The 26,974-nt window shown below is 61.7% G+C and carries 24 protein-coding genes; 12 read left to right on the top strand and 12 right to left on the bottom strand.

Annotated features, from left to right (window positions below; all coding sequences use genetic code 11):
• Positions 1-8: 8 nt before the first annotated feature.
• The 3 genes from Q8K09_RS20270 to Q8K09_RS20260 all read left to right on the top strand — a co-directional run bounded on the left by Q8K09_RS20270 (position 9) and on the right by Q8K09_RS20260 (position 1,833).
• Positions 9-926, top strand: a complete 918-nt coding sequence (locus tag Q8K09_RS20270; protein WP_305256809.1) for an SPFH domain-containing protein — start codon at positions 9-11, stop codon at positions 924-926.
• A 9-nt stretch (positions 927-935) separates the two neighbouring features.
• Complete coding sequence (locus tag Q8K09_RS20265; RefSeq protein ID WP_305256808.1) at positions 936-1,385, top strand: NfeD family protein; 450 nt, start codon at positions 936-938, stop codon at positions 1,383-1,385.
• Between the two features lie 145 nt (positions 1,386-1,530).
• Positions 1,531-1,833 (top strand): DUF2388 domain-containing protein, encoded by a 303-nt coding sequence (locus tag Q8K09_RS20260; RefSeq protein ID WP_305256807.1) that lies wholly within the window; start codon positions 1,531-1,533, stop codon positions 1,831-1,833.
• A gap of 260 nt (positions 1,834-2,093) precedes the next feature.
• Here the strand turns inward: Q8K09_RS20260 and Q8K09_RS20255 are convergent, their stop codons facing one another.
• The gene (locus tag Q8K09_RS20255) at positions 2,094-2,906 is read right to left on the bottom strand and encodes an HDOD domain-containing protein (protein WP_305256904.1); all 813 of its coding nucleotides are present in this window, start codon (positions 2,904-2,906) and stop codon (positions 2,094-2,096) included.
• Positions 2,907-3,117: 211 nt separating this feature from the next.
• Here Q8K09_RS20255 and Q8K09_RS20250 point away from each other — a divergent pair, with 211 nt between their 5' ends.
• The 6 genes from Q8K09_RS20250 (at position 3,118) to ilvD (ending at position 11,649) form a co-directional block, all read left to right on the top strand.
• The gene (locus tag Q8K09_RS20250; RefSeq protein ID WP_305256806.1) at positions 3,118-4,314 is read left to right on the top strand and encodes a class I SAM-dependent rRNA methyltransferase; all 1,197 of its coding nucleotides are present in this window, start codon (positions 3,118-3,120) and stop codon (positions 4,312-4,314) included.
• Positions 4,315-4,906: 592 nt separating this feature from the next.
• Positions 4,907-6,025, top strand: coding sequence for an ABC transporter ATP-binding protein (locus Q8K09_RS20245; protein ID WP_305256805.1), 1,119 nt, complete (start codon positions 4,907-4,909; stop codon positions 6,023-6,025).
• Between the two features lie 30 nt (positions 6,026-6,055).
• A complete protein-coding gene (locus Q8K09_RS20240; protein ID WP_305256804.1) occupies positions 6,056-7,129 on the top strand; it encodes an ABC transporter substrate-binding protein in 1,074 nt (357 codons plus the stop codon).
• Positions 7,130-7,209: 80 nt separating this feature from the next.
• Entirely contained in the window at positions 7,210-8,442 is a 1,233-nt protein-coding gene (locus Q8K09_RS20235; protein ID WP_305256803.1) for an ABC transporter permease, read from the top strand.
• Between the two features lie 12 nt (positions 8,443-8,454).
• Positions 8,455-9,309: an ABC transporter permease gene (locus Q8K09_RS20230; RefSeq protein ID WP_305256802.1), complete on the top strand. Its 855-nt coding sequence runs from the start codon at positions 8,455-8,457 to the stop codon at positions 9,307-9,309.
• A 492-nt stretch (positions 9,310-9,801) separates the two neighbouring features.
• The gene (gene ilvD / locus Q8K09_RS20225; RefSeq protein ID WP_305256801.1) at positions 9,802-11,649 is read left to right on the top strand and encodes a dihydroxy-acid dehydratase; all 1,848 of its coding nucleotides are present in this window, start codon (positions 9,802-9,804) and stop codon (positions 11,647-11,649) included.
• A gap of 115 nt (positions 11,650-11,764) precedes the next feature.
• On the opposite strand, the gene Q8K09_RS20220 is transcribed toward ilvD, so the two are convergent.
• The 4 genes from Q8K09_RS20220 to Q8K09_RS20205 form a co-directional block, all read right to left on the bottom strand.
• A complete protein-coding gene (locus Q8K09_RS20220; RefSeq protein WP_305256800.1) occupies positions 11,765-12,409 on the bottom strand; it encodes a YitT family protein in 645 nt (214 codons plus the stop codon).
• Positions 12,410-12,497: 88 nt separating this feature from the next.
• Positions 12,498-13,022, bottom strand: a complete 525-nt coding sequence (locus tag Q8K09_RS20215; protein WP_305256798.1) for a dihydrofolate reductase — start codon at positions 13,020-13,022, stop codon at positions 12,498-12,500.
• A gap of 308 nt (positions 13,023-13,330) precedes the next feature.
• A complete protein-coding gene (locus Q8K09_RS20210; protein WP_305256797.1) occupies positions 13,331-14,089 on the bottom strand; it encodes a slipin family protein in 759 nt (252 codons plus the stop codon).
• Between the two features lie 2 nt (positions 14,090-14,091).
• Entirely contained in the window at positions 14,092-15,519 is a 1,428-nt protein-coding gene (locus Q8K09_RS20205; RefSeq protein WP_305256796.1) for a nodulation protein NfeD, read from the bottom strand.
• Positions 15,520-15,687: 168 nt separating this feature from the next.
• Between Q8K09_RS20205 and yccS the strand changes: the two genes are divergently transcribed.
• A complete protein-coding gene (gene yccS / locus Q8K09_RS20200) occupies positions 15,688-17,859 on the top strand; it encodes a YccS family putative transporter (protein WP_305256795.1) in 2,172 nt (723 codons plus the stop codon).
• Positions 17,860-17,888: 29 nt separating this feature from the next.
• Here yccS and Q8K09_RS20195 read toward each other — a convergent pair whose 3' ends face one another.
• Entirely contained in the window at positions 17,889-18,746 is an 858-nt protein-coding gene (locus tag Q8K09_RS20195; protein ID WP_305256794.1) for an HDOD domain-containing protein, read from the bottom strand.
• Between the two features lie 262 nt (positions 18,747-19,008).
• Here Q8K09_RS20195 and Q8K09_RS20190 point away from each other — a divergent pair, with 262 nt between their 5' ends.
• On the top strand, positions 19,009-19,491 hold the full coding sequence (locus Q8K09_RS20190; protein WP_305256793.1) for a transcription elongation factor GreAB: 483 nt from the start codon (positions 19,009-19,011) through the stop codon (positions 19,489-19,491).
• A 10-nt stretch (positions 19,492-19,501) separates the two neighbouring features.
• Here Q8K09_RS20190 and Q8K09_RS20185 read toward each other — a convergent pair whose 3' ends face one another.
• Positions 19,502-20,266: an ABC transporter substrate-binding protein gene (locus Q8K09_RS20185; RefSeq protein ID WP_305256792.1), complete on the bottom strand. Its 765-nt coding sequence runs from the start codon at positions 20,264-20,266 to the stop codon at positions 19,502-19,504.
• A gap of 165 nt (positions 20,267-20,431) precedes the next feature.
• On the opposite strand from Q8K09_RS20185, the gene Q8K09_RS20180 reads away from it, so the two are divergent.
• Complete coding sequence (locus tag Q8K09_RS20180; RefSeq protein ID WP_305256791.1) at positions 20,432-20,665, top strand: DUF2789 domain-containing protein; 234 nt, start codon at positions 20,432-20,434, stop codon at positions 20,663-20,665.
• A 26-nt stretch (positions 20,666-20,691) separates the two neighbouring features.
• On the opposite strand, the gene Q8K09_RS20175 is transcribed toward Q8K09_RS20180, so the two are convergent.
• The 5 genes from Q8K09_RS20175 to tkt form a co-directional block, all read right to left on the bottom strand.
• Complete coding sequence (locus tag Q8K09_RS20175) at positions 20,692-21,198, bottom strand: YgjP-like metallopeptidase domain-containing protein (protein ID WP_305256790.1); 507 nt, start codon at positions 21,196-21,198, stop codon at positions 20,692-20,694.
• Positions 21,199-21,377: 179 nt separating this feature from the next.
• Positions 21,378-22,442, bottom strand: a complete 1,065-nt coding sequence (gene fba, locus Q8K09_RS20170) for a class II fructose-bisphosphate aldolase (RefSeq protein ID WP_305256789.1) — start codon at positions 22,440-22,442, stop codon at positions 21,378-21,380.
• 93 nt (positions 22,443-22,535) lie between these two features.
• Positions 22,536-23,714 carry a phosphoglycerate kinase gene (locus Q8K09_RS20165; protein WP_305256788.1) on the bottom strand — a complete coding sequence of 393 codons (1,179 nt, stop codon included), beginning with the start codon at positions 23,712-23,714 and terminating at the stop codon, positions 22,536-22,538.
• Positions 23,715-23,718: 4 nt separating this feature from the next.
• Positions 23,719-24,786 carry an erythrose-4-phosphate dehydrogenase gene (epd, locus tag Q8K09_RS20160; RefSeq protein WP_305256787.1) on the bottom strand — a complete coding sequence of 356 codons (1,068 nt, stop codon included), beginning with the start codon at positions 24,784-24,786 and terminating at the stop codon, positions 23,719-23,721.
• Between the two features lie 102 nt (positions 24,787-24,888).
• Entirely contained in the window at positions 24,889-26,934 is a 2,046-nt protein-coding gene (gene tkt / locus Q8K09_RS20155; RefSeq protein ID WP_305256786.1) for a transketolase, read from the bottom strand.
• Positions 26,935-26,974: the final 40 nt, after the last annotated feature.

Below are 26,974 nucleotides of genomic sequence, written 5' to 3'. Positions count from 1 at the left end.
TACGCCTCATGGAAATCGGCAGCGTGATCTTTCTCTTCGTCGGCCTGGCCGTCGCAGTGGTCTTTATGGGCTTCAAAGTGGTGCCCCAGGGTTCGCAGTGGACGGTCGAGCGCTTCGGCCGCTACACCAACACCCTGACCCCGGGTCTGAACATCATCGTGCCGGTGATGGACCGCATCGGCCACAAGCTCAGCGTGATGGAAACCGTACTGGATATTCCGCCACAGGAAGTGATCACCGCCGACAACGCCGCCGTGCAGATCGATGCGGTGTGCTTCTTCCAAGTAATCAACGCAGCCCAGGCCGCCTATGAGGTGAACAACCTCACCCACGCAATCCGCAACCTGCTGCAGACCAACATCCGTACCGTACTCGGCTCGATGGAACTGGACGCCATGCTCAGCCAGCGCGACGCGATCAACGAGAAACTGTTGCGCACCGTGGATGAGGCGACCGCTCCCTGGGGGATCAAGATCACCCGCATCGAGATCAAGGACATCAGCCCGCCCGCCGACCTGATGGCAGCCATGTCCGGACAGATGAAGGCCGAGCGCATCAAGCGTGCACAGATCCTTGAAGCCGAAGGCCTGCGCGCCGCTGCCATTCTTACTGCCGAAGGCAAGAAGCAGGCACAAATCCTCGAGGCCGAAGGCCAACGCCAGGCTGCCTTCCTCGAAGCAGAAGCCCGCGAACGCGCTGCCGGCGCCGAAGCCGAAGCCACCCGGGTGGTCTCCGACGCCATCGCCAGCGGCAACGTGCAGGCGATCAACTACTTCGTCGCGCAGAAATACATCGACACCCTGGGCCAACTGGCCAGCGCCAACAACAGCAAGGTGATCCTGATGCCACTGGAAGCCAGCCAGGTAATCGGCGCGGTCAGCGGTATCGGTGAAATCGTCAAAGCCACCTTCGGTGACAAGAAGTAGGGTTAAGAAATGTGGGACTACTTGCAGCACCTGTCGTATTGGAACTGGCTCGCGGCTGGCACTCTGCTGCTGATCCTCGAAGTATTCGGTGCGGGCGGTTATCTGCTGTGGATCGGCATCGCCGCCGCCTGCGTCGGCGTGCTGACCTACCTGTTTCCGGAGTTGCCCTGGGCCATACAGTTCATTCTGTTTGGCTTACTCTCGGTACTCACCGCGGTGTACTGGTGGCGGCGCCAACGCACTGCGGCCAAGCCCTCCGACCAGCCGGGACTGAACCGTCGCGGCAGCGAGCTGCTGGGCCGCCAGTTCGCTCTCTATGAAGCCATCAGCAACGGCCACGGCAAGATCAAGGCCGGCGATACCCTGTGGCTGGTCAGCGGCCCGGATCTACCGGCCGGCAGCCAGGTCAGGGTGATTGGCCAGGACGGCGTGCTGCTGAAAGTCGAAGCCTGCGGGTGAATGCCCGCCATCTCGCGCCGCTAACGGCGGCGCAGGATGACCCAGCCTATCCGAACCAGGCATGCCTGCCCTTGGTCGGTCTAATTGAACCCTCGACAGCAAACTGGACTCCTACTGCATAGGCAAACCTATCGGAGTCACCCGTATGCGTCGTTTAAATTCATTGATTTTTACCGTACTCGTCGCCTTCACGGCCCCGACATTCGCGGACGGAACGGTGCGCGACATCCTCTCGTCCGGGGCAACCACGGCATCGACCTACCTGACCTTCAAGGACAAGAAGCTGGTCGTGCCGGCACGTGACGATGCCAGCAGCTATGTCGCTAGTGACGGACAGATACGCGGGCCTTATCTGGAAGCCGCGCTGAACCGATTGCGCGTCGAGCACCCCGACCTGCAGGCCAGTGACATGGAGCTGGCCAGCGCCATCCTCGCCGCAGAACAGTAGTAGTGTCGGGTCAAATGTCGTCGGCAAGGTTGGGTTAGCGGCGCAAACCGGGTGTTGGCCAACGCAGCGTTTGCCGAGCGCCGTGTAACCCAACACAACGTCCGCACGCGCACTGCCATTGTTGGGTTACGTAGCGGCAAAGCTGCGGCGGCAGTTAAGTCAACCTATGGGAATGCGCTCAGCACCAGCTTAGCCAAGCGCACACGGTGCACACACCCATTGCATGCAACACCTGACGCCGTCGCCTTTTTCACAGCCACTCAAGCCATGCCCAACTCACGAATACTTTCGCGCAGGTGCTCGAAATCGTGATCGGACAATCCGACATACTCCAGCACCAACTGCTCGATGCTCTGCCACTCGAGGTCCTCGGCCTGATTGCCCAGTACCCGATGGCTTTGACAGATGTGTTCGGCCATTTTCAGGATTGCCAACAGGGTCTTCAGCTGCGCGTCGCGGCCTGAGTCATCGCTGAAGATCGCCAATGCATCATGGTGACTGGCGATGGCCTCACACAGGTGCTGCGGCAGGTTCCACGACTTCGCAGTGAAATAACCAACCACCGCATGGTTGGTATTGAGCAGTCGATTCTCGGTATCGACCACCCGCAACTCGCTGCCGGCACTGTAATAGGCCTCTTCCAGTACCGTCATGAAACTGGGGAACCGCTTGACCATCAGCGGAATGCCACAGTTATGGAACAGCCCAAGAGTGTAGGCCTCATCGGGTGAGTGGTAACCGATACGCTTGGCCAGAGTCAGGCAGGTCATGGCCACGTCCTGGGCGGTATCCCAGAAACGGTTGAGGGTGACGATTGTTTCGTCGCTCAGCTCGCCCTTGATCGACTGGGCATTGATCAGGTTGATAACCGAATCGCAACCGAGCAGGTTGACCGCCTGCTGGATCGAGGCGATACGGTTGGCCAAACCGAAAAACGGCGAGTTGACGATCTTCAACAACGCACCAGACAAACCCGGATCCTGGCTAATCAGCTTGGCAATAGCCCTCAGGTCTGGATCAGGCATAGCCTGCTCCATCTGCAGGTCGACCATGATCTGTGGTTGCGGCGGCACACTGATGCCTTGCAGGACCTTTTGAATCTGTTCGGCGGATAGGGCGTGAGCCATGGCGAGTCAACAATAATGGCAGAAGGCCAAAGTGTAGCCGGGTTGCCCCCCTACCGGGCAAGCGGGAAACACTTTCGTGCACACGGAAAACCCACCAGGCCTGCGCCGGCCCTTGGCGAAACAGCTATAATCGCGCTCTTTTTCTGGAGAACACCCCATGTCCCTGCCCAGCTTGCGGCTCAAAGCCAACGCCGATCGACGCCTGCGGGCTGGTCACTTGTGGGTGTACAGCAACGAAATCGATGTTGCCGCAACGCCCTTGCACGGCTTTGCCGCGGGCGACCAGGCTATCCTCGAAGCGGCCGGCGGCAAAGCCCTGGGCGTGGTAGCGATGAGCCCGAACAACCTGATCTGCGCCCGCCTGCTGTCGCGCGACGTCAAGCATGTGCTGGACAAGTCCCTGCTGGTGCATCGCATCAATGTCGCCCTGTCCTTGCGCGAGCGACTGTTCGAGCAACCCTGCTACCGCCTGGTGTTCGGCGACTCCGACCTGCTGCCGGGGCTAGTGGTCGATCGTTTCTTCGACATCCTTGTAGTGCAACTGGCCTCCGCCACCATGGAACGGCACAAGGATGAGGTGCTCGCCGCGCTGATCCAGGTGATCAAGCCGAGCGGCATCCTGCTCAAGAACGACTCCGCCGCGCGCGACGCCGAAGGCCTGGAGCGTTATGTCGACACGGTCTTCGGCGTGGTGCCGGAATGGGTGGCGCTGGAAGAGAACGGGGTGAAATTCGAAGCCCCGGTGATCGAAGGACAAAAGACCGGCTGGTTCTTCGACCACCGCATGAACCGTGCGCGCCTGGCACCTTACGTCAAGGGCAAGCGGGTACTCGACCTGTTCAGCTACATCGGCGGCTGGGGTGTACAGGCAGCCGCCTTCGGTGCCAGTGAAGTCATGTGCGTGGACGCCTCCTCCTTCGCCCTCGACGGCGTTGAGCGCAACGCCGCCCTCAATGGCCTGTCCGCACAGGTTGCCTGCATCGAAGGCGACGTGTTTGCCGCGCTCAAGGAACTGAAAAACTCCGAGGAGCGCTTCGACGTGGTGATTGCCGATCCACCCGCCTTCATCAAGCGCAAGAAGGATCTGAAAAACGGCGAGGCTGCCTATCGCCGCCTCAACGAAGCCGCCATGCGCCTGCTCAACAAGGACGGCATCCTGGTCAGCGCCTCCTGCTCCATGCACCTGCCGGAAGACGATCTGCAGAATATTCTGCTGACCAGCGCCCGCCACCTGGATCGCAACATCCAACTGCTCGAACGCGGCGCCCAGGGTCCCGACCATCCGGTACACCCGGCCATCGCCGAAACTCGCTACATCAAGAGCCTGACCTGCCGCCTGCTGCCCAACAGCTAACAGGCCACTGAGCGTTCTGCTGAGCAGAAGAAAATCTGGGTGGTACCCGGCGACCACTGCGTTTCTCGACATGGCAACGCTGCACAGTCGAGACGCGCAATGGTCTCCCAAGGCATACATCCCAGTAGCGTGTTGCGTTCAGGCCTCGGCGCTTAAGTGCGGAGGCTCTGACCCTGTAGGGTGCTGCGTGCGCGCCAGCACTGGCTGCAGACTCTTGGTGCGCACGGCGCACCCTACCGATTGCGGCCGTTGCAAGCGCCCAAAATCCCCCATGCAACACCTATCGGGCACATAGCCTTTCTCAACAGGTTGCCAGCCCCCGCGCGCACCAACCGAGTGCGTTTCGGCAGGTATCCCTTTCCCGTACGTTGTTACCACTTCCCCCACTCCGCTAGCACAACCCCCACGCTGGACTAGTCTTAGAGGCACCGGAGGCGCAGCCGTACGTGGTTATCGTTGGCTGGCGTGCTTATTGCTTTTGGTTATTTCCATAACAGCTGCTCGTACCAACAAAAGAACGAGACAGTTGACTGATGTGGTCGGGCGAGCGCCAAGCGTACTCACCTGTTCTGATGGGGAGCTGGGGAGGATTATGGCTGAGCAAGCTGGGGACAAAGCGTTCCTACAATTCACCAATGTGAAGAAGACCTACGACCACAAAACCTTGGTGGTCAAGGATTTCAACCTGGATGTGGCCAAGGGCGAATTCATCACCCTGCTTGGTCCCTCCGGCTCCGGCAAGACCACCTGCCTGATGATGCTCGCCGGGTTCGAGGACGTGACCAGCGGCGAAATTCTGATCAACGGCCGCTCGGTCACCAGCATCGCCCCCTACGCCCGCAACATCGGCATGGTGTTCCAGCAGTACGCCCTGTTCCCGCACATGACCTTGCGCGAAAACCTCGCCTACCCGCTGAAAATCCGCAAAAGACCCAAAGACGAAATCAAGGACAAGGTCGACGAGTACCTGTCGCTGGTCGAGCTACTGGAGTTCGGCAATCGCTTCCCCGGACAACTGTCAGGCGGCCAGCGCCAGCGTGTAGCCCTGGCCCGCGCCCTGATCTTTGCCCCGGATATCGTCTTGATGGACGAGCCGCTCGGCGCCCTCGACAAGAAGCTGCGCGAGCAGATGCAGTTCGAGATCAAGCGCCTGCACGAACAGCTCGGTTTCACGGTGATCTACGTCACCCATGACCAGACCGAGGCCCTGACCATGAGCGACCGTATCGCCGTGTTCAACAACGGCATCGTCCAGCAATGCGCAGCACCTCACGTGCTTTACGAGCGTCCGGCCAACCTGTTTGTGGCCGACTTCATCGGCGAGAGCAACAAGCTCAAGGGCACCATTGCCTCGGTCGGCACCGACACCGTCGAGGTGCGCCTGGAGGACGGCGGCCTGATCAGCAGCCTGAAGGCCAACTGTTGCGAGGTCGGCCTGCCGACGACTGTCTCGATCCGCCCGGAAAAACTCACCTTCACCGACCGCCTCGGCAGTGCCGGCAACCAGGTCAAGGCGCGCTTTGTGACTCGCCACTATGTCGGCGAATACATCCGCTATCACTTCGCGACTGCCGACGGCACAGAACTGGTAGTGAAAAATCTCAACGACAGCTCGGCCCCGCAGTTCAGCAACAAAGATGAAGTCGCACTGGCCTGGCTGCCACAGGACAGTCAAGCGCTGGACCGCCCAGTCGCCGCGACTACGCTTTAACCACATAACTAAAAGCAATGGAGCACAGCAATGGCTAGATTACTGACTACCCGCTTTTCCACATTCGCTTTGGCTGCAGCGTTAGGCACGGCGACTTTCGCCGCTAGCGCTCAGGACAGTCTGACCGTGGTTTCATGGGGCGGCGCCTACGGCGCAGCACAGAAAAAACACGTCATCGACCCTTACCAGAAAGACAGCGGCGTAAAAGTGCTGTTCGAGGACTACTCCGGCGGCGTGGCCGAGATCAAGGCCCAAGTCGAATCCGGCAATATCCAGTGGGATGTGGTCGACTTCGAAGTGATCGACCTTGAGCGTGCCTGCTCCGAGGGCCTGCTGGAAATCATCGACCACAGCATCCTGCCCGCTGGCATCGACGGCACCGCAGCCGCAGCAGATTTCATCCCCGAAGCCCTGGCCAGCGAGTGCGCGGTCGGCAATATCGTCTGGTCGGTGGTGTTCGCCTACAACGAACAGACCATTGGCGGCACCAAGGCGGCGAGCATCGAGGACTTCTTCGACACCGCGAAAATCCCCGGCAAGCGCGCCTTGCGCAAACGCCCGCAAGTGAACATGGAGTGGGCCCTGCTGGCTGATGGTGTAGAGCCCAAGGACGTTTACGAAGTGCTGGCCACGCCAGAAGGCCAGGCCCGCGCCTTCACCAAGCTGGACAGCCTGAAGAAGGACATCGTCTGGTTCGACTCCTGGTCCCAGGCCCCGCAGCTGCTCAATGATGGCGGCGCAGTACTGGTGCAGTCAGCCAACGGTCGCTTCTATGACGCTATCCGCCAGGAGAACAAGCCATTTGTGATCGTCTGGGACGGTCACGTCTACGACCTCGATGCCTGGGCCATCGTCAAAGGCTCGCCGAAAAAGGACCTGGCACTGAAGTTCATCTCCTTCGCCACAGGGTCCACGCCGCTGGCCGGCATGCCGGACGTGGCCTATGGTCCGACCCGCAAGTCCTCCATGCCGCTGGCCGACCCGACCGCCTCGCCACACCTGCCCACAGCTCACCTGGATAAAGGCATACAGGCCGGTTCAGAGTTCTGGGCAGACTACGGTGAGTCGCTCGGCGAGAAATTCAACGAGTGGCTGCTGAAGTAAAGCCTGCAATAACCCCTCTCCCGTAGGGAGGGGGGTTGGGGTGAGGGTATCGGCCTCACCAGGATTTTCGGAGTAACGCCTTGTCATCCCTTACCACTACCGAAGCAGGTCAAGCCGCTAGCGCCCGCAACAAGAAACGCCTGACCGCCTTTCTTTTCGTGGCACCACTGCTGGCCTTCATTCTCCTGACCTTTGTCGCGCCCATCGGCAGCATGCTCTGGCGCAGCGTGCATCACCCCGCCGTGGCCGAACTGATCCCGCTGACCCTGGCAGAGCTGCAACGCTGGGACGGCAAAGCAGTACCTGATGACACCACCCTGAACGTATTCGCCCGAGAGCTGCATGGCCTGGCCCAGGAGCGGCTTTCCGGCAAACTGTCCGAGGAGTTCAACCGCGCCTATACGGGCATGTCCAGCGTGGTCAAAGCCACGGCCCGTCAGGTCGGCCGACTCGACGCCGAACAGCTTGAAAGCCAAGGCGCCGAGACCTTACTGAAGGCGCACCGCAACTGGAGCAAAACCGAGGTCTGGTATGCCATCCAGCGAGCGGGCAAGGTTTACACCTACGACTATTACCTGACTGCCCTCGACCTGGAGATGCACCCGGAACAAGGCATCCAGGTACGCGAAGACACGCAGATCTACCTGCAGCTGTACGGCAAGACTCTAAATATGGCGCTGGTCATCACCTTGTGCTGCGCCCTGCTCGGCTACCCGCTGGCCTATTACCTGGCGAGCCTGCCGCCAAACCGCGCCAACCTGCTATTGGTACTGGTCCTGCTGCCGTTCTGGACCTCTTTGCTGGTTCGCACCACCGCCTGGATCGCGCTCCTGCAGACCAACGGCGTGATCAATTCATTCCTGCTCAGCACCGGCCTGATCGGTAAGCCATTCGAGATGCTCTACACCTCGTTCGCGACCGTCATCGCCATGACCCATATCCTCCTGCCATTCATGATCCTGCCGCTGTACAGCGTGATGCGCGGCATTGACCCCAGCTACCTGCGGGCAGCCATGTCGCTCGGCGCCAAGCCGATTCCGGCCTTCGCCCGCATCTACTTCCCCATGACGTTGCCGGGCCTGAGTGCCGGCGCGCTGCTGGTATTCATCATCTCCGTGGGCTACTACATCACCCCGGCGCTGGTTGGCGGCACCGATGGACAAATGATCAGCAACATCATCGCCTTCCACATGCAGCGCTCGAACAACTGGGAACTGGCCGCCGCGCTGGGTTCCTTGCTGCTGGGCCTGATTCTGCTCCTGTACTGGGTATACGACCGCTTCGTCGGTGCCAGCAATATCAAACTGGGATAAAGGGAGCAGACAATGAAAATCCCCAGCTACTTTGGCTTCTGGCACCACCTCGGCGCCTGGCTGTTGAAAACCAGCTCCTGGCTGGTGCTGCTGTTCCTGATCATGCCGATCCTGGTGATCATTCCACTGTCATTCAACGTCGAGCCGTTCTTCAGTTTTACCGAAGGCATGCTCACCCTGCAGCCGGAAGCCTATTCACTGCGCTGGTACCGGGAAATCTTCAACGACCCGAAATGGATCCTGGCGATCCAGAACAGCTTCATGATCGGCATCTTCGCCACCCTGCTCGCCACCATATTGGGCACCTGCGCGGCGGTCGGTCTGGCCCGCGACGACATGCCCTACCGGCGCTTCATCACCGCCCTGCTGCTGTCGCCGATGATCGTGCCACTGATCATCACTGCGGCAGGGATGTTCTTCTTCTACTCCAACATGGGTCTGGCCGGCAGCTACCTAGGGGTAATTCTGGCCCACGCCGCCCTCGGCACACCTTTCGTGATCATCACGGTGACCGCCACCCTGACCGGTTTCGACTATTCCCTGGCACGCGCCGCGATCAACCTCGGCGCCACGCCGTTGCGGGTATTCTTCGACATCATCATGCCGCTGATCCGTCCCGGGGTGATTTCTGGCGCGCTGTTCGCGTTTATCACCTCGTTCGACGAGGTGGTGGTGATCCTGTTCATGGCCGGCCCGCAGCAACGCACCATTCCCAGACAAATGTTCTCGGGCCTGCGCGAGCAGATCAACCCGAGCATCCTGGCCATCGCCACCCTGCTGATCCTGGTGTCCATCGCCCTGCTGGTGACCCTCGAACTGCTGCGCCGGCGTTCCGAACGCCTGCGCGGCGTCGAACTGATCGAATAACCCGCTCAGATGTTATGAACAGATCAGCGCAATGTCAGCATCAGAGGCTTGGGCGCGGCCGCAGTAGGCGAGTTTTTCACAGCCGCTCATGCGTTAACTATGGCTATGGCTATGCCTAAGTTAGCTGTTGTAGGGAGTCGAAGCTCTTCGTAGGAGCCAGCTTGCTGGCTCCTACAGGGCATCGCTGCATGCCCCGCATAACCGATACATGGCCTTACTTAACTAAACGCTCTGCGCTTTCGCCGCCACACCGCCTGGGCTTAGAATCAACCTTATCCTGCCGCACCCAGGCAGACGCATCACCGGCCGAGCCCGCGCAGACCCCGCGCCAAGCCCGGCCCCGCAAATGGTCACTTCCGTTTGCCTTGAGCCTGAACCAGGCTCAACATACGCACCACAACGTCCTATACAGCCCGTTGCGCACGCAGTGCCGTCGCCCACGCGATAGTCATTGCAGGCGTAACCTGAACAGCCTTTGCAGGATTTATTGCCATGCCTGATTACCGCTCGAAAACCTCCACCCACGGCCGCAACATGGCCGGCGCCCGCGCCCTGTGGCGCGCCACCGGGATGAAAGACGAGGACTTCAAGAAGCCGATCATCGCCATCGCCAACTCCTTCACCCAGTTCGTGCCCGGCCACGTGCACCTGAAGGACATGGGCCAACTGGTTGCCCGCGAGATCGAACGCGCCGGCGGCGTGGCCAAAGAATTCAACACCATCGCCGTGGACGACGGCATCGCCATGGGCCACGACGGCATGCTCTATTCGCTGCCGAGCCGCGAGATCATCGCCGACTCCGTCGAGTACATGGTCAACGCCCACTGTGCCGACGCCATCGTCTGCATCAGCAACTGCGACAAAATCACCCCTGGCATGCTGATGGCCGCCCTGCGCCTGAACATCCCGGTAATCTTCGTCTCTGGCGGGCCGATGGAAGCCGGCAAAACCAAACTGGCCAGCCACGGCCTGGACCTGGTCGACGCGATGGTGATTGCCGCCGACGATACCGCCAGCGACGAGACGGTTGCCGAATACGAGCGCAGCGCCTGTCCGACCTGCGGCAGCTGCTCCGGTATGTTCACCGCCAACTCGATGAATTGCCTGATGGAAGCTTTAGGCCTGGCCTTGCCAGGCAACGGCTCGACCCTGGCCACCCACAGCGATCGCGAACAGCTGTTCCTGCAGGCCGGGCGCACAGCGGTCGAGCTGTGCAAACGCTATTACCAGGACAACGACGACTCGGTGCTGCCGCGCAACGTGGCCAACTTCAAGGCATTCGAAAACGCCATGACCCTGGACATCGCCATGGGCGGTTCGACCAACACCATCCTGCACCTGCTGGCTGCCGCCCAGGAAGCCGAGATCGACTTCGACCTGCGCGATATCGACCGTCTGTCGCGCAAGGTGCCGCAGCTGTGCAAGGTTGCACCGAACATCCAGAAGTACCACATGGAAGACGTGCACCGCGCTGGCGGCATCTTCAGCATCCTCGGCTCCCTCGCCCGCGGCGGCTTGCTGCACACCGACCTGCCGACCGTACACAGCAAGACCATGACAGATGCCATCGCCAAGTGGGATATCACCCAGACCGACGATGAAGCCGTACATACCTTTTTCCGTGCTGGCCCTGCCGGCATTCCGACCCAGACCGCGTTCAGTCAGAGCACGCGCTGGGATACCGTGGATGACGACCGGGAAAACGGCTGCATCCGCAGTGTCGAGCATGCCTACTCGCAAGAAGGCGGCCTCGCCGTACTGTACGGCAACATCGCCGTCGACGGCTGCGTGGTAAAAACCGCTGGGGTGGACGAGTCCATCCATATCTTCGAAGGCAACGCGAAGATCTTCGAGAGCCAGGACAGCGCGGTACGCGGCATCCTCGCCGACGAAGTACAGGCAGGCGATATCGTCATCATTCGCTACGAAGGCCCGAAAGGCGGCCCGGGCATGCAGGAAATGCTCTACCCGACTTCCTACCTGAAATCCAAAGGCCTGGGCAAAGCCTGCGCCCTGCTCACCGACGGTCGTTTCTCCGGCGGCACCTCGGGCCTGTCGATCGGCCACGCCTCGCCAGAAGCCGCTGCCGGCGGCGCCATCGGCCTGGTGCGTGAAGGTGACAAAGTGCTGATCAACATCCACGAGCGCTCGATCAACCTGCTGGTCAGCGATGAGGAAATGGCCAGCCGTCGCGTCGAGCAAGATGCCAAAGGCTGGAAACCCGTGGAGAAGCGTCCGCGCAAAGTGACCACCGCGCTCAAGGCCTATGCCCTGCTCGCCACTAGCGCCGACAAGGGCGCAGTGCGCGACAAGGCACTGCTGGACAAGCTGGTGCCCTGATCCCCCACGCACACCCAGAAACCCGGCCTGGTGCCGGGTTTTTGCGTTTTACCGGTCAAACCAGAGGGCGCCGCGCGCACCGGGCAATCCATGCACAACAGGTCGAACACGACTGTCAGCTCACGCCCATATAACGCCCGGCGCGGTGGTTGATCGCCAGCACCATGTTCAACGCCACTGCACCAAGGATCGACAATACAACCTTGTCCAGCGGCACGATGAACACCGCCGCCAGCACGATTACCACGTCGATACCCATCTGCACCTTGCCAGCGCGCAGGCCGAAGCGTTCTTGCAGGAACAGCGCAAGGATATTCACCCCGCCCAAGCTGGCGCGATGGCGGAACAGCATGAGCAGGCCCAAGCCCATGGCAAAGCCGCCGAACAGGGCCGCATAGAGCACATTCAGCTGGGCGAAACCAATCCACTGTGGGGTCAGCTCGGCCAACAGCGACACCAGACCGACCGCGCAGAAGGTACGCAGGGTGAACTGCCAGCCCATCTGCCAGATGGCCAACGCATAAAAGGGCAGATTAATCAGGAAGAATGACCAGCCGAACGACCAGCCGAGCAGGTACTTGAGCAGAAAAGCCACGCCCACAGTGCCGCCAGTCAACAGCCCCGCATGGGCATAGAGAGTGATGCCCAGCGCGACCATGGTGGTGCCCATCAACAGGGCCAAGGCATCTTCCCACAGCGGATGGCGCAAGATCGCCGCGAGCGTGTCGATCTGCTGACTATCGGATTTGACTTCAGCCATGCTGCCAACCTGCAGGGGCAATGAGCGAATCAGCAAAGCTAGACCAATAGCCACTCAGGCGAATTGGTCTAGATCAAGAAAGCGGCGATCAGCCGCGCGACCAGGTCTCGAAGGAGTAGGCCGGCGTCTGCGCCGTGGCCGGGTGCGCTTCAACGGCATGCCGCCGCCAGTCGGCCTCACTGAACGCGGGAAACCAGGCGTCGCCCTCGGGGTTGAGCTCGACACGGGTCAGGTACAAACGCGCGGCCAAGGGCAGCGCCTGCTCGTAGAGCTGCGCGCCGCCGATCAGCATCAGCTCGCCAGCGCCCTGCTGCCGCGCCCACTGATCGGCGCGGACGATGGCCGCCTCAAGCGAGGTGAAGACTTCGGCGCCGTCGAGCTGCAGGCCGGGCTGGCGACTGACCACCAGATTGAGCCGCCCCGGCAGCGGCCGACCAAGCGAATCCCAAGTCTTGCGACCCATGATGATCGGCTTACCCAGGGTCAGCGCCTTGAAATGTTTGAGGTCGGCCGGCAGATGCCAGGGCAGTTGATTGTCGCAGCCGATTACGCGGTTTTGCGCGATGGCGGCGATCAGACAGAGGGGCAGAGAATTTTTCATGACGGCGAGCATAGCAGAGCTCTCCCCTTCGACGCAGCCCGTCAGGTTTGCTGACAAACCATATCGCCTGCCATCGACCCAGTGGCGGTGAACCTATCGCGGGTCGTCTCCGGGAACGCCACGCCGCAACGGATGTTAAGCCGCGTGTGCAGTCGGCGTGCGTTGTTCACCAGCGGAGGCAAACAGGCCGGCAGTTCGACCCTGCGTTGGACGCGGAGCGAATGCCCGGAGGTTTGGCCGAAGGCATCGTGCACGAGACCAATACCGCCAGCAGCGCCGCGCTGTCCGGGTCGCAAACCCCAATGCGGGGCGCGGACCGGCTAACGCTTGCTCTTGAGTTCGGCCATGCCCTGAAGCAATTCGATCGGCAGCGGAAAAACGATGGTCGAGCTTTTGTCGCCGGCGATATTGCTCAGGGTCTGCATGTAGCGCAGTTGCATGGCGCCGGGCTGGCGGCCAAGCATTTCGGCGGCCTGCATGAGTTTTTCCGAGGCCTGCAACTCGCCTTCGGCATGAATGACCTTGGCTCGCCGTTCGCGCTCGGCCTCGGCCTGCTTGGCGATGGCACGCACCATCGATTCGTCGAGGTCGACATGTTTGATCTCGACATTGGCCACTTTGATGCCCCAGGCATCGGTCTGCGCGTCCAGCACCTGCTGGATGTCGATATTCAGGCGCTCGCGCTCGGCGAGCATTTCATCCAGTTCGTGTTTACCGAGCACCGCACGCAGCGTGGTCTGGGCTAACTGGCTGGTGGCGACGTGATAGTCCTCGACCTGAATGATCGCCTTCTGCGGGTCGAGAACACGGAAGTAGACCACCGCATTGACCTTGACCGAGACGTTGTCGCGAGAGATCACGTCCTGGGTCGGCACATCGAGCACGATGGTGCGCAAGTCGACGCGGACCATCTGCTGGATGCCCGGGATGATGATCACCAGACCCGGCCCCTTGACCTTCCAGAAGCGCCCCAACTGAAACACTACGCCGCGCTCGTATTCGCGCAGGATACGAAACGCCGAAACCAGCAGCGCCATCAGCAGCACCGCCAGCGTGGCAAAACTCAGTTCAAAACCCATGATCAATCTCCTCGTGACGGTGTCTCTTCAGTGGTGGCAACGTCCAGCATCGAGCCCTTGCGTGCCAGCACCCGCACCTGCTGGCCCGGCTGCAGCGGCACTTGGCTGAACACCTGCCAGTTCTCCCCTTGCAGTTGCACCCAGCCACCCAGCGGGTTGCTCGGCTGTACCGTATGAACCCGTGCCAGGCTGCCGATCAGCTCGCTGTCGCCGCCGACCAACGCGCGCTGCCTGGCGCGCAAGGCCATGCTCAGGATGGCGAAAATCACTACGCCACTGGTCACGGCCAACGTCACGATCAACGCCAGGGGGATGCCGAAACCGGGCACATCGGTGTCAATCAGAATCAGGGCACCGAAGACGAAGGCGACCAGGCTGCCAATCCCGAGCACGCCGAAACTGGGAATAAAGGCCTCGGCGGCGATAAAGGCGATGCCGAGCAGAATCAAGGCCACCCCGGCGTAGTTGACCGGCAGCAACTGCAGGGCATACATCGCCAGAATCAGACAGATACCGCCGAGCACGCCGCCAACACCGCTACCCGGGTTGGAGAATTCGAAGAACAGGCCGTAAACGCCGACCATCATCAACAACAGCGCCACGCTGGGGTTGGTGATCACTGCCAGCAAGCGCGTGCGCCAATCCGGCGCATGGCTGACCACCATGGTATCGGCGGTGTGCAGCTGCACCTCGACGCCAGCGGCGGTGAACCGCTTGCCATCCAGTTGTTTGAGCAAATCGGGCAGGTCGCGGGCGACATAGTCGATCACCTTGAGTGTGAGCGCCTCTTCGGCAGCCAAACTCACCGCCTCGCGCACCGCCTGCTCGGCCCATTCGGCATTGCGCCCACGCATCTGTGCCAGGCCACGGATATAGGCGGCGGCGTCGTTGATCTGCTTCTTGCTCAGCGCATCGGTCGGCGCCTGCTCGGCCTTACCCTCGCCCGCCTTGTCGGGCTTATCCCCTGCAGGTTGCTGCGGCGGTGAGCCGGGCATGCCGCCGATGGCCACCGGCGTGGCCGCGCCGAGGTTGGTGCCCGGCGCCATCGCCGCGATATGGCTGGCATAGAGAATATAGGTGCCGGCACTGGCGGCCCGCGCACCGCTGGGCGCAACGAAGCTGGCCACCGGGATAGGGCTGGCAATAATCGCCTTGATGATCGAGCGCATCGAGGTGTCCAGGCCGCCGGGGGTGTCGATGCTCAACACCACCAGTTGCGCGCCATCGTCCACCGCACGGGCCAGGCCGCGCGCCACATAGTCGGCGCTGGCCGGGCCAATCGCGCCCTCGACGCGCAACTCGACCACCAGCGCAGGCGCGGCCCATAGTCCCGTTGGCAATAGCAGTAAGGCCAGGACAACGAGTAAGCGATATAGCGGGAAAACCTTCACAGTCCTCTCCACGACAGGCGTTATGGGTGGCAAAGACATAGCAAAACACGACTGTCTGCTTACAGCGTAGTCCATGGGTTTTGGCACATCGCCGACGCTTTTACCCTGAACGGACGGACACGCAACAAAAGGTGTCGCCAAAGGAGTGCCAGACGTCCGCATACTCCGTTAGTCTGCTCACTGTTAGCGCCGCACAAGGTCATCCGGATGCCCCCCTCCTCGCTTCGCCATTCCCTGCGCCGCCTTTGGGCGCTGGATAAATTCAGCTACAGCCTGCGGGTGTTTATCGCCCTCAGCGGCAGCCTGTTGTTGTGCTGGGCGCAGGACTGGATGCAGGCGCTGATTCCGCTGTTTCTCGGGGTAATCGCCAGCGCTCTGGCCGAGACCGACGACAGCTGGCAAGGTCGCCTGACTGCGCTGCTGGTCACGCTCGGCTGCTTCAGCGCAGCGGCCTATACGGTCGAGTTTCTGTTTGCCTACCCCTGGCTGTTCGTCAGCGCCCTGGCCCTGGCCAGCTTCGCCCTGACCATGCTTGGCGCCCTTGGTGAGCGTTACGCCACGCTAGGCTCGGCGACCCTGATCCTGGCGATCTACAGCATGATCGGCGTGGAGCAGCGCGGTGGGGTCGCCGGCCTGTGGCTGGAACCGCTGCTACTAGTAGCGGGCGCGGCCTGGTACGGGGTGCTGTCGGTGATCTGGAATGCACTGTTCGCCAATCAGCCGGTACAGCACAGCCTGGCCCGCTTATTCCGCGAGTTGGGCCAATACCTCAAGCTCAAGGCCGCGCTGTTCGAGCCACTGCGTCAACTCGATGTGGAAGAGCGCCGGCTGGCCCTGGCCAAGCAGAACGGGCGGGTGGTGGCGGCGCTGAATGCCGCCAAGGAAATCATCCTGCACCGCGTCGGCAATGACCGGCCGGGGAGCAAGGTTAGTCGTTACCTCAAGCTGTACTTCCTCGCACAGGACATCCACGAGCGCGCCAGCTCTTCGCATTACCCCTACAACGAACTGGCCGAAGCGTTCTTTCACAGCGATGTGCTGTTCCGTTGCCAACGCCTGTTGCGCCTGCATGGTGAGGCCTGTCAGCGCTTGGCCGAAGCCATTGAGTTGCGCCAGCCGTTCGAGTACCACGAACAATGCAGCCAGGCGCTGGACGACTTGCATGCCTCGCTGCAGCACTTGCACCTGCAAAGCAATCCGGCCTGGCGTCATCTGCTGCGTTCGTTGGGCGCGCTGGCGGGCAACCTCGCCGCCCTCGACCAGCTGCTCGGCCACGCCAGCAACCCCGACGCCCTGGCCGAGCAACAGGATGTAAGCCTGCTGGATCGCGAGCCACACTCGCTCAAGGAAGTCGTGGCGCGCCTGCGCCAGCAACTGACCCCGACTTCGCTATTGTTCCGCCACGCCCTGCGCCTGGCCATCGCCCTGGCCGCGGGTTACGGCGTGCTGCACTGGATTCACCCGACTCAGGGCTACTGGATCCTGCTGACCACGGTATTCGTCTGCCAACCGAACTACGGCGCCACCCGCATCAAGCTGGTGCAGCGGATCGCCGGCACGGTAATCGGCCTACTGATCGGCTGGGCGCTATTCGACCTGTTCCCCAATCCGCTGGTACAGGCCTTCTTCGCCGTCGCCGCCGGTGTAGCCTTCTTCGCCACGCGTAGCAGCCGCTATACCCTGGCCACCGCGGCGATCACCCTGCTGGTGCTGTTCTGTTTCAACCAGGTTGGCGACGGCTACGGCTTGATTCTGCCGCGCCTGGTCGACACCCTGATCGGCAGCCTGATCGCCGGCCTCGCGGTGTTCCTGATCCTGCCGGACTGGCAAGGTCGGCGGCTCAACCATATGCTGGCCAACACCCTCAGTTGCAACAGCATCTATCTGCGCCAGATCATCCAGCAGTATGTCAGCGGCAAGCGCGACGACCTGGCCTACCGCCTGGCTCGGCGCAATGCGCACAACGCCGAAGCCGCGCTGTCCACCACGCTCGGCAATATGCTCATGGAACCCGGACACTTTCGCAAGGAAGCGGATATCGGCTTCCGCTTTCTGGTGTTGTCGCACACCTTGCTCAACTACCTTTCGGGCCTTGGCGCGCACCGCGGTGAAATCATTCTTGGCGACAGCACCCTGCCGGAGAGCGCCGAACGCCTGGCCGCCAGCCTGGATGAAATCGCCAAGCGCCTGAGCGAAGGGCGTGCAGTGGCGATTCAAAGCGATGCCGAAGAGCAACTGGCCGCCGACCTGGAGCAGCGCGCAGAAACGCTAGATGATCAACGGCGCCTGGTGCAGACCCAACTGGCGTTGATCTGTCGGCAACTCGGCCCGCTGCGCACCTTAGTCGCGCACCTGCTCAAAGACCGCAGCAAACCCTAGCCAGCGCTACTGCGCAGGCAGGCTAGCCGCTAACGCAACACCGCGGCCAGCGCATGGATCTCGTCCCAGTGCTGGCTGACTAACGCCAGGCTGCCATCCGCCGCCACTTGATTGTGCTCGCTATTGAGCTTGGTATAGGCAGCCAGACTGGTCAACGCCGGCAAACTCACGGCGCTGTTGGTGTGCCGAATGACGTGGAACAGGCTGAGATTAACCAGGTCAAGTAGCTCGACCTGCCGCTGGCGCTGCAGCGCCCAATTCCCCGCCTCGCGCACAATGTCGATATAAGCGTCATCCACTGCCCACTTTTTCAGCAGCATTACCCCCAGCGACTTGCTATAGGCTTGGCACAGGCTGTAGTAACGCGCCGGCGTCGGCAGCAGATCACCACCCTTGAATGCCGAGAGCACCGCGAGCGAGCCTACCTCGCTGAGCAGGCTGGCCAACACCGCATGATCGGCTGGCACCTGGCCCACCTTGCGCGCCAGAAAGCCGCAAATGCTCGCCTTCAGCGTCAGGCGCTGCCAGGCGTCCATGAACAGCGACTTGTGCCCGGCACTGTGCAGCACAAACAGGCTCTTGACGCTGTGCAGCATCACCACCCGGTCTACCTGCTGCATGCCCAACACACGCAACACGTCCTGCAGGGTTTTCGGCACCACGCGGGTACGCAGTAAGGCGCTGGAGGCGTACTTCATCAACAAGGCACTCAGCGCCGGGTCCCTGCTGATCAGACTGACCAGCAAGGCCATGCTGACCTCGGGCCTGGCCAGCGCCCGGCGAATCTCCAGGGTCAACATCGGCAGGCTGGGCAGTTGCTCCTGGTCATTCATCAGTTGAGTGACCAGTTGGCGGTAAATCGAATAGTCCGACTGAGTCGCGTCCATCATGGCCTCCCGCCGCAGAAGGCCGACAGTTTAACCAAGGCCGTGGGCTAATGCGCCAGCTGGCTGGCATTTTCCAGCGGCTCCGGCAATCGGCCCGGTGCCGCTGGCCGGGGGCACCAGCCGAAGCAGCAACAAATATCCTCGCGACCGCATCATGCTTACCCTCACTTTTGCTGGCAACCCGTGCACAATGCCGCACGGCGACACTCGAGCGGAGTGCCTGTACCGAGACTTTTCCTGCCGCCTGACCTGCGAGTGACCGTTGAACAAAACCCTGCTCCAGCAACTGATTCTCGACAAGCTGAAAACCGATCTGGCACTGGCCCAGCAAGCGGCGCTGACTGCCTATGAAGCAGCCACCCATGAAGAGAATATTGCCGAGAACAAGTACGACACTCTAGGCTTGGAGGCGTCCTACCTGGCTGCCGGCCAGGCGCGCCGGGTCGAGGAGATTCGCCTGGCCCTGAGCGCCTGGGAAAAACTCCGGCTGCGGCCCTTCGATGCGCAACTGGGCATTCAGCTCAGCGCCTTGGTGTGGCTGGCCGATCCCCAGGGCGCGGAACAATGCCTGTTCCTCGGCCCGGATGGCGCCGGCCTGAAGCTGCTATTGGACGGCCAGGAAGTACGTGTGATCAGCCCAAGGGCACCGCTCGGGCAACGCCTGATCGGCTGCGGCGAAGGCGATCAGGTGGAGCTGCGCATGGGTAGCAGCATTCAGCTGTTCGAGGTGCTGCGGGCCTGTTGAGCACCTTTTCTCAAGGCGTTTCCACCTGCCACTGGGCCGCTAGCCGGGCCAGCTGCCCACGCGCGCTCAACTGCCGAAAGCCCTCGTCGAACGCCTCGCGCAGGCGTGCGTGACTGCTGTGCAACGGGAAGGCGAAGTAGCCGTCCTGGATATCAATCGACGGCTCGAGTTGACTGACCTCATCAGTCAAACCCAGTGCCTGCAACACCGGCAGGGTGTTGCGCTGATTGCTGGCGAGCATCTCGAGGCGTCCAATACTGAGCATTTTCAGGCCGTTTTCGACGCCCTCCACGGTAATCAGATCAAGCCTTTCGCGTGCGGCGTCGAAACCTTCACCATAGGCCCAGGCACGCACTACGCCGATGCGCTGCCCGCCCAACTGGCGGTAGTCGCCAGACCACTGGCACGATGTGCCGCTGCGACAATAAAAGGCGATCCTGTCGCGATAAAAGGCCGGCCCGACAAACGCGAAACGGGCCTCGCGCGCCGAACTGCGGTAGGGACCAATAAGGATGTCGGCCTGGCCCAACTCGACCATACGCTGCGCGCGGGCCCAGGGGTAAGACGCGAAGCGCAGGGTGTAGCCATGCGGTTCAAGCACTTGGCGCAAGATATCAGGGCCGAGCCCCGAGTATTCGTCCGCAGCCGTGCGCTCGAAAATCCGCGGAAAATCAGTGCCTACAGCCAGTAACTCGCGCGCCAGCGCCAGCGGGGGAGCCAGCAACATCAGGCCGAGCCCAACCACGCACAACCTGTACAGAAATCCTGAATGCATACCGTGACCACCTCGAATCCCTGAAGAGCTCTGTCTACATGCAGTCTTGAGCCCGATTCTTGCGCAATACGCCAGCAGCCTGTCGGGCTTGCCCTCGCCATCGACGGTCAGGCCCGACAGGCTGCTAGGCTATATGAACTCACTCTCTCACCAGAGGAATACATCATGCAAAATCCTACTCACGACCTCCCGTCACTGTTTGAACAGCTCGGCTTGCCGGCCGAACAAACCAGCATCGAGCGCTTCATCAGCACTCATTCGCCCTTGCCGCCGACGTGCAGGTTAGCCGACGCGCCTTTCTGGACCTCGGCCCAGTCCAGTTTCCTGCGCGAAGAGATCCTTGAAGACGCCGACTGGGCGGAAGTGGTCGATCAACTCAACCTGATGCTGCGCGGCTGAGGGGTACACGCCCCCAACCCACAGTCTTAGGCCGGGCTACGCCCCTGCAACTCGCGCCAGGTCAGGTAAACACGCAGGTCGAACTCGACCTGATGATAGTCGGCCAGCATGTATTCGCAGAGTTTATAGAACGCCTTGTTGTGCTCCGCCTCTTTCAGGTGGGCCAATTCGTGCACCACGATCATCTGCAGAAACTCCGGCGCGGCCTCCTTGAACAGGGCGGCCACGCGAATTTCCTTCTTCGCCTTGAGCTTGCCGCCCTGCACGCGGGAAATCGCCGTGTGCAGGCCGAGGGCGCGATGGGTCAAGTCGAGACGATTGTCGAACAGCACCTTATCGATGGACGGTGCGTTTTTCAGGTGCTCCTGCTTGAGCGCCTGGATATAGGCATACAACGCCTTGTCGCTTTGCACGCCATGCTTGCCGCTGTAACGCTGCGCCAGGTAGTCGCCCAGGCGATCCTGGGCAATCAGCTGGCGGATCTGCTCCTGCAACTGCAGCGGGTAGCCCTGGAGAAATTTCAGTGGGTTCATGGTAACGAGACAATGCGCTGAAGGTTGAGACTCGCAGTATGCCGCAGCCACGGGGCTGCGCTCCATCACTGGCTCAGACGCTCGATATTTTGAAAACTCCGGCACCAATTCCAACGCCCAAAAACGCCAAAGCCCCGCATTACCATTCGATAAGCGGGGCCTTGCTGGAACCAGGTGCTTTAGTTGACCTTGGCGGCCAACTCACCACTGGCATAACGCTGGAACATGCCTTCCAGGGAGATCGGCTTGATCTTCGAGGCATTGCCGGCGGTGCCAAAGGCTTCATAGCGGGCGATGCAGATATCACGCATGGCGGTGACGGTGGCGCCGAAGAACTTGCGCGGGTCGAACTCACCCGGATTGGTGGCCATCAGGCGGCGCATGGCACCGGTGGACGCCAGACGCAGGTCGGTGTCGATATTGACCTTGCGCACGCCGAACTTGATGCCTTCGACGATTTCTTCAACCGGTACGCCGTAGGTTTCTTTGATGTCGCCGCCGTACTGATTGATGATCGCCAGCCACTCCTGCGGCACCGAACTGGAGCCGTGCATCACCAGGTGGGTATTGGGGATGCGCGCATGAATAGCCTTGATGCGGTCGATGGCGAGGATGTCACCGGTCGGCGGCTTGGTGAACTTGTACGCGCCGTGGCTGGTGCCGATGGCGATCGCCAGGGCATCGACCTGGGTGCGCTTGACGAAGTCGGCGGCTTCTTCCGGGTCGGTGAGCATCTGGCTGTGATCGAGCACGCCCGCAGCACCGACGCCGTCTTCTTCGCCAGCCATGCCGGTTTCCAGGCTGCCCAGGCAACCCAGTTCACCCTCTACCGACACGCCACAGGCGTGGGCGAAGGACACGGTCTGCTGGGTCACGGCGACGTTGTAATCGTAATCGGCCGGCGTTTTGCCATCAGCCATCAGCGAGCCGTCCATCATCACCGAGCTGAAGCCCAGTTGGATCGAGCGCTGGCAGACGTCCGGGCTGGTGCCGTGGTCCTGGTGCATGCACACCGGGATATGCGGGAATTCTTCGATGGCCGCCAGGATCAGGTGGCGCAGGAACGGCGCACCCGCGTATTTACGCGCACCGGCAGACGCCTGGACGATCACCGGGGAGTCGGTCTTGTCGGCCGCTTCCATGATCGCGCGCATCTGCTCGAGGTTGTTGACGTTGAAAGCCGGCACGCCGTAGCCGAATTCGGCGGCGTGGTCGAGCATCTGGCGCATGCTGATAAGTGCCATGGTGTTCTTTCTCCCGGAGGAACTCGTTAATCGTAGCAGCCCGCCATGGCGGCGCTGTTGAATAGTGGGCATAACCTGCCCGCGGCCGGTTTCTCAGCCCTTGGCGCGCTGCTCCAGCACGGCCACGGCAGGCAACACCTTACCCTCGACGAACTCGAGGAAGGCGCCGCCACCGGTGGATATATAGGAAATCTTGTCGGCCACGGCGTATTTGTCGATGGCCGCCAGGGTGTCGCCACCCCCGGCAATCGAGAACGCCGGGCTGGCGGCGATGGCTTCGGCCAGCACCTTGGTGCCATTGCCGAACTGGTCGAACTCGAACACCCCGACCGGGCCGTTCCACAGAATGGTCTTCGACGACTTCAGCAGCTCGGCGAATTGCAGCGCGGTTTGCGGACCGATATCGAGGATCATGTCGTCATCGGCCACATCGGCGACCAGCTTGACGGTCGCGGAGGCAGACTCGGCAAAGGCCTTGGCCACCACCACATCCACCGGCAGCGGCACGCTGACCTTGGCGGCGATGGCTCTGGCGGTATCCAGCAGATCAGCCTCGTACAGCGACTTGCCGACCGGGTAGCCGGCGGCAGCGAGGAAGGTGTTGGCAATGCCGCCACCGACGATCAGTTGGTCGCAGATCTGGCTCAGGCTGTTCAGCACATCGAGCTTGGTTGATACCTTGGAGCCGGCAACGATGGCCGCCATCGGCTGGGCCGGACTGCCCAGCGCCTTGCCCAACGCATCCAGCTCGGCCGCCAGCAACGGGCCGGCACAGGCGATTTTGGCGAACTTGGCCACGCCATGGGTCGAACCCTGGGCGCGGTGGGCGGTGCCGAAGGCATCCATGACGAACACGTCGCAGAGCGCGGCGTACTGTTGCGCCAGTTCATCGGTATTGCTCTTCTCGCCGTTGTTGAAGCGCACGTTTTCCAGCAGCACCAACTGGCCGGGCTGAACCTCGACGCCGTCGAGGTAATCACGCAGCAGCGGTACTTCACGGCCGAGCGCCTGGCTCAGGTAGTCGGCCACCGGTTTGAGGCTGTCCTCTTCGCTGTACTGACCTTCCGTCGGGCGGCCCAGGTGCGAGCAGACCATTACCGCAGCGCCTTTTTCCAGGGCCAGTTTGATGGTCGGCAGGGCGGCAAGGATGCGCGCGTCGCTCGTCACCACGCCGGCTTTTACCGGCACGTTGAGGTCTTCACGAATCAGGACGCGCTTACCGTGGAGGTCGAGGTCGATCATCTTCGCTATTTTTACGAACGGCGTGGTCATGAAATCAGTCCTTCATGGGGGCTGGATGAACAGAAGTGGTGGATACGGTCAGAAAGTGTTCGGCCACGTCGAGCATGCGATTGGCAAAGCCCCACTCGTTGTCGAACCAGGCCAGCAGATTGACCAGGCGCGGCCCGGAAACCCGGGTCTGACTGCCATCGACGATGGCCGAGTGCGGATCGTGGTTGAAATCGCAACTGGCGTGAGGCAGTTCGGTGTAAGCGATCAAGCCCTGCAGCGGGCCGCTTTCGGCGGCCTGGCGCAGCACCCGATTGATTTCTTCGGTGCTGGTGTCGCGTGCAGTCTGCAGGGTGATATCCAGACACGACACGTTGACCGTCGGCACCCGTATGGCTTTGGCCTGAATCCGCCCGCTTAGTTCCGGCAACAAGCGCTCGATGCCACGCGCCAGGCCGGTAGACACCGGAATTACCGACTGGAAGGCCGAGCGCGTGCGGCGCAGGTCTTCGTGGTGGTAGGCGTCGATCACCGGCTGATCATTCATCGCCGAGTGGATGGTGGTGATGGAAACATACTCCAGCCCCACCGCCTCGTTGAGCAACTTGAGCAACGGCACGCCGCAGTTAGTCGTGCAGGAAGCGTTTGATACCAGTCGTTCGGCACCGCTCAGGCAAGCCTGATTGACCCCGAAAACCACGGTGGCATCGATATCCGCTTCGCTGGCCATCGGCTGGGAAAACAATACCCGTGGCGCGCCGGCTGCCAGGAAACGCTGGCCATCGGCACGGGTGTGGTAAGCGCCGGAACACTCGAGTAACAGGTCGATATCCAGCGCCGCCCAGTCGATGTCTTCCGGCGTCGCGTGGCGCAGCACCTTCACGCACCCGCCGTTGATATGCAGACAGTCACCGTCGACCTTCACCTCACCGGGAAAACGCCCGTGGGTGGAGTCGAAGCGGGTCAGGTATTCGATGCTGGCCTGGTCGGCCAGGTCGTTCAGCGCGACTATTTCCAGGCGCGCCTTAGGACCGCGCTCATGCAGCGCACGCAGCACGCAACGGCCGATGCGGCCGTAGCCGTTGAGGGCGATTCTGTAGGGGCGATTGGACATGGCAATCTCGAATGGATAGCGACCGTAGGATGGCGTTGAGCGAAGCGATACCCATCAATCGGCAGCGATGGGTATCGCAAGCTCAACCCATCCTACACGGGGTCAGTCTTCCAGCAGTTCAGCGGCGGTTTCCAGCAGGTTCTCGACGGTGAAGCCGAAGTGTTCGAACAGCGCTGGGGCGGGTGCCGACTCACCGAAGGTGGTCATGCCGATAACGCGGCCTTCCAGGCCGACGTACTTGTACCAGTAGTCCGCATGGGCGGCTTCGATGGCAATCCGCGCAGCAACCTGGACCGGCAGCACCTGCTGCTTGTAGCCGGCATCCTGAGCATCGAACACGCTGGTCGATGGCATCGATACCACGCGCACCTTATGGCCCTGCTCGCTCAACTTGTCGTAAGCGGCGACGGCCAGGCCGATTTCCGAACCGGTGGCGATCAGGATCAGTTCCGGCTCGCCACTGCAGTCTTTCAGCACATAACCGCCACGGGCGACGTCCGCCAGTTGCTGGGCATCACGGGACTGGTGCGGCAGGTTCTGCCGGCTGAAGATCAGCGCGCTCGGGCCGTCGTTGCGCTCGATTGCGTACTTCCAGGCCACCGCCGATTCCACGGCATCGCATGGCCGCCAGGTGTCGAGGTTGGGCGTGCAGCGCAGGCTGGCCAACTGTTCGATTGGCTGATGCGTCGGGCCGTCTTCGCCGAGACCGATCGAGTCATGGGTCATCACATAGATGACGCGTTGACCCATCAGCGCCGACAGGCGGATCGCCGGACGGCAATAATCGGTGAAGACGAGAAAGGTACCTGAATAGGGGATGAGGCCTTTATGCAGGGCCATGCCGTTCATCGCGGCGGCCATGCCGTGTTCGCGAATGCCGTAATGGATGAAGGAGCCCGAGAAATCCTCAGCCGTCACAACTTTCTGTTCTTTCGAGCGCGTATTGTTGGAGCCGGTCAGATCGGCGGAGCCGCCGATCGTTTCGGGCAGCACTGCGTTGATGACGTTCAGTGCTTCCTCCGAAGATTTGCGTGTCGCCCATTTCGGTTTGTCGGCGACCAGTTTCTCCTTGAAGGCCGAAATCGCCTTGCCGAGCTCTGCCGGCAGATCGCCGGCGAGGCGCCGTTCAAAGTCAATGCGGGTCGGTGCGTCGAGCGCGGCGAGGCGTTCTTCCCATGCCTTGCGCGTCTTTACATTGCGCAGTCCGGCAATGCGCCAGGCATCGAGTGTCTCGCTGGGGATAGCGAAAGGCTCTGCCGACCAGCCGAGTTCCTTGCGCGCCAGGCCAATCTCGTCGGCGCCGAGCGGCGAGCCATGGGATGAAGACTTGCCCTGCTTGTTCGGCGAGCCGTACCCGATCACCGTGCGGCATGCGATCAAGGTTGGGCGATCGGATTTCTGCGCTTTCTCGATGGCGGCGGCGATTTCGTCGGGATTGTGGCCGTCGATACGGGTCGCATTCCAGCCAGCGGCTTCGAAGCGTTTCAGTGCGTCGCCCGACTCAGACAGCGACAGCGCGCCGTCGATGGTGATGCCGTTGTCGTCGTACAGGACGATCAGCTTCGACAGTTTGAGGTGGCCGGCAAGGCCGATCGCTTCGTGGCTGACGCCTTCCATCAGGTCGCCGTCGGAGGCCAGCACGTAGGTGTAGTGGTCGACGATCTTGTCGCCAAAGCGCGCGGCCTGCAGGCGCTCGGCGAGCGCCATACCAACCGCCGTCGCGATGCCCTGGCCGAGCGGGCCGGTGGTGGTTTCGATGCCCGCCGCGTGGCCATATTCCGGGTGCCCGGCTGTGATGGAACCGAGCTGGCGGAAATTCCGAATTTGCTCGATGGTCATATCTTCGTAGCCGAGCAGATAGTTCACGGCATAAAGCAGCATTGAGCCATGGCCGGCCGACAGCACGAAACGATCCCGGTCGGGCCATTCGGGCGCGCGCGGATCGATCTTCAGGAAACGGGTGAAAAGGACCGTGGCGATGTCGGCGGTGCCCATGGGCATGCCCGGATGCCCGGAATTCGCCTGTTGCACCGCATCCATCGCCAGTGCGCGAATGGCATTGGCGAGGGACTGATGGGAAGCTGCCGGTGTCTTTCCGGCTGAGGCTTCCGCCTTCCTGGCGAGGGCGGATTTTTCAGTTGGTGTCATTTGTCACTCTGTAGCCCAGGCGGGCCTGAGCGGGCATGGA

This window comes from Pseudomonas sp., assembly GCF_030683065.1.
In the GTDB taxonomy this organism is placed as follows: domain Bacteria; phylum Pseudomonadota; class Gammaproteobacteria; order Pseudomonadales; family Pseudomonadaceae; genus Aquipseudomonas.
Note: the sequence above shows the minus strand (reverse complement) of the source record. Positions and strands in the feature narration are given on the sequence as shown.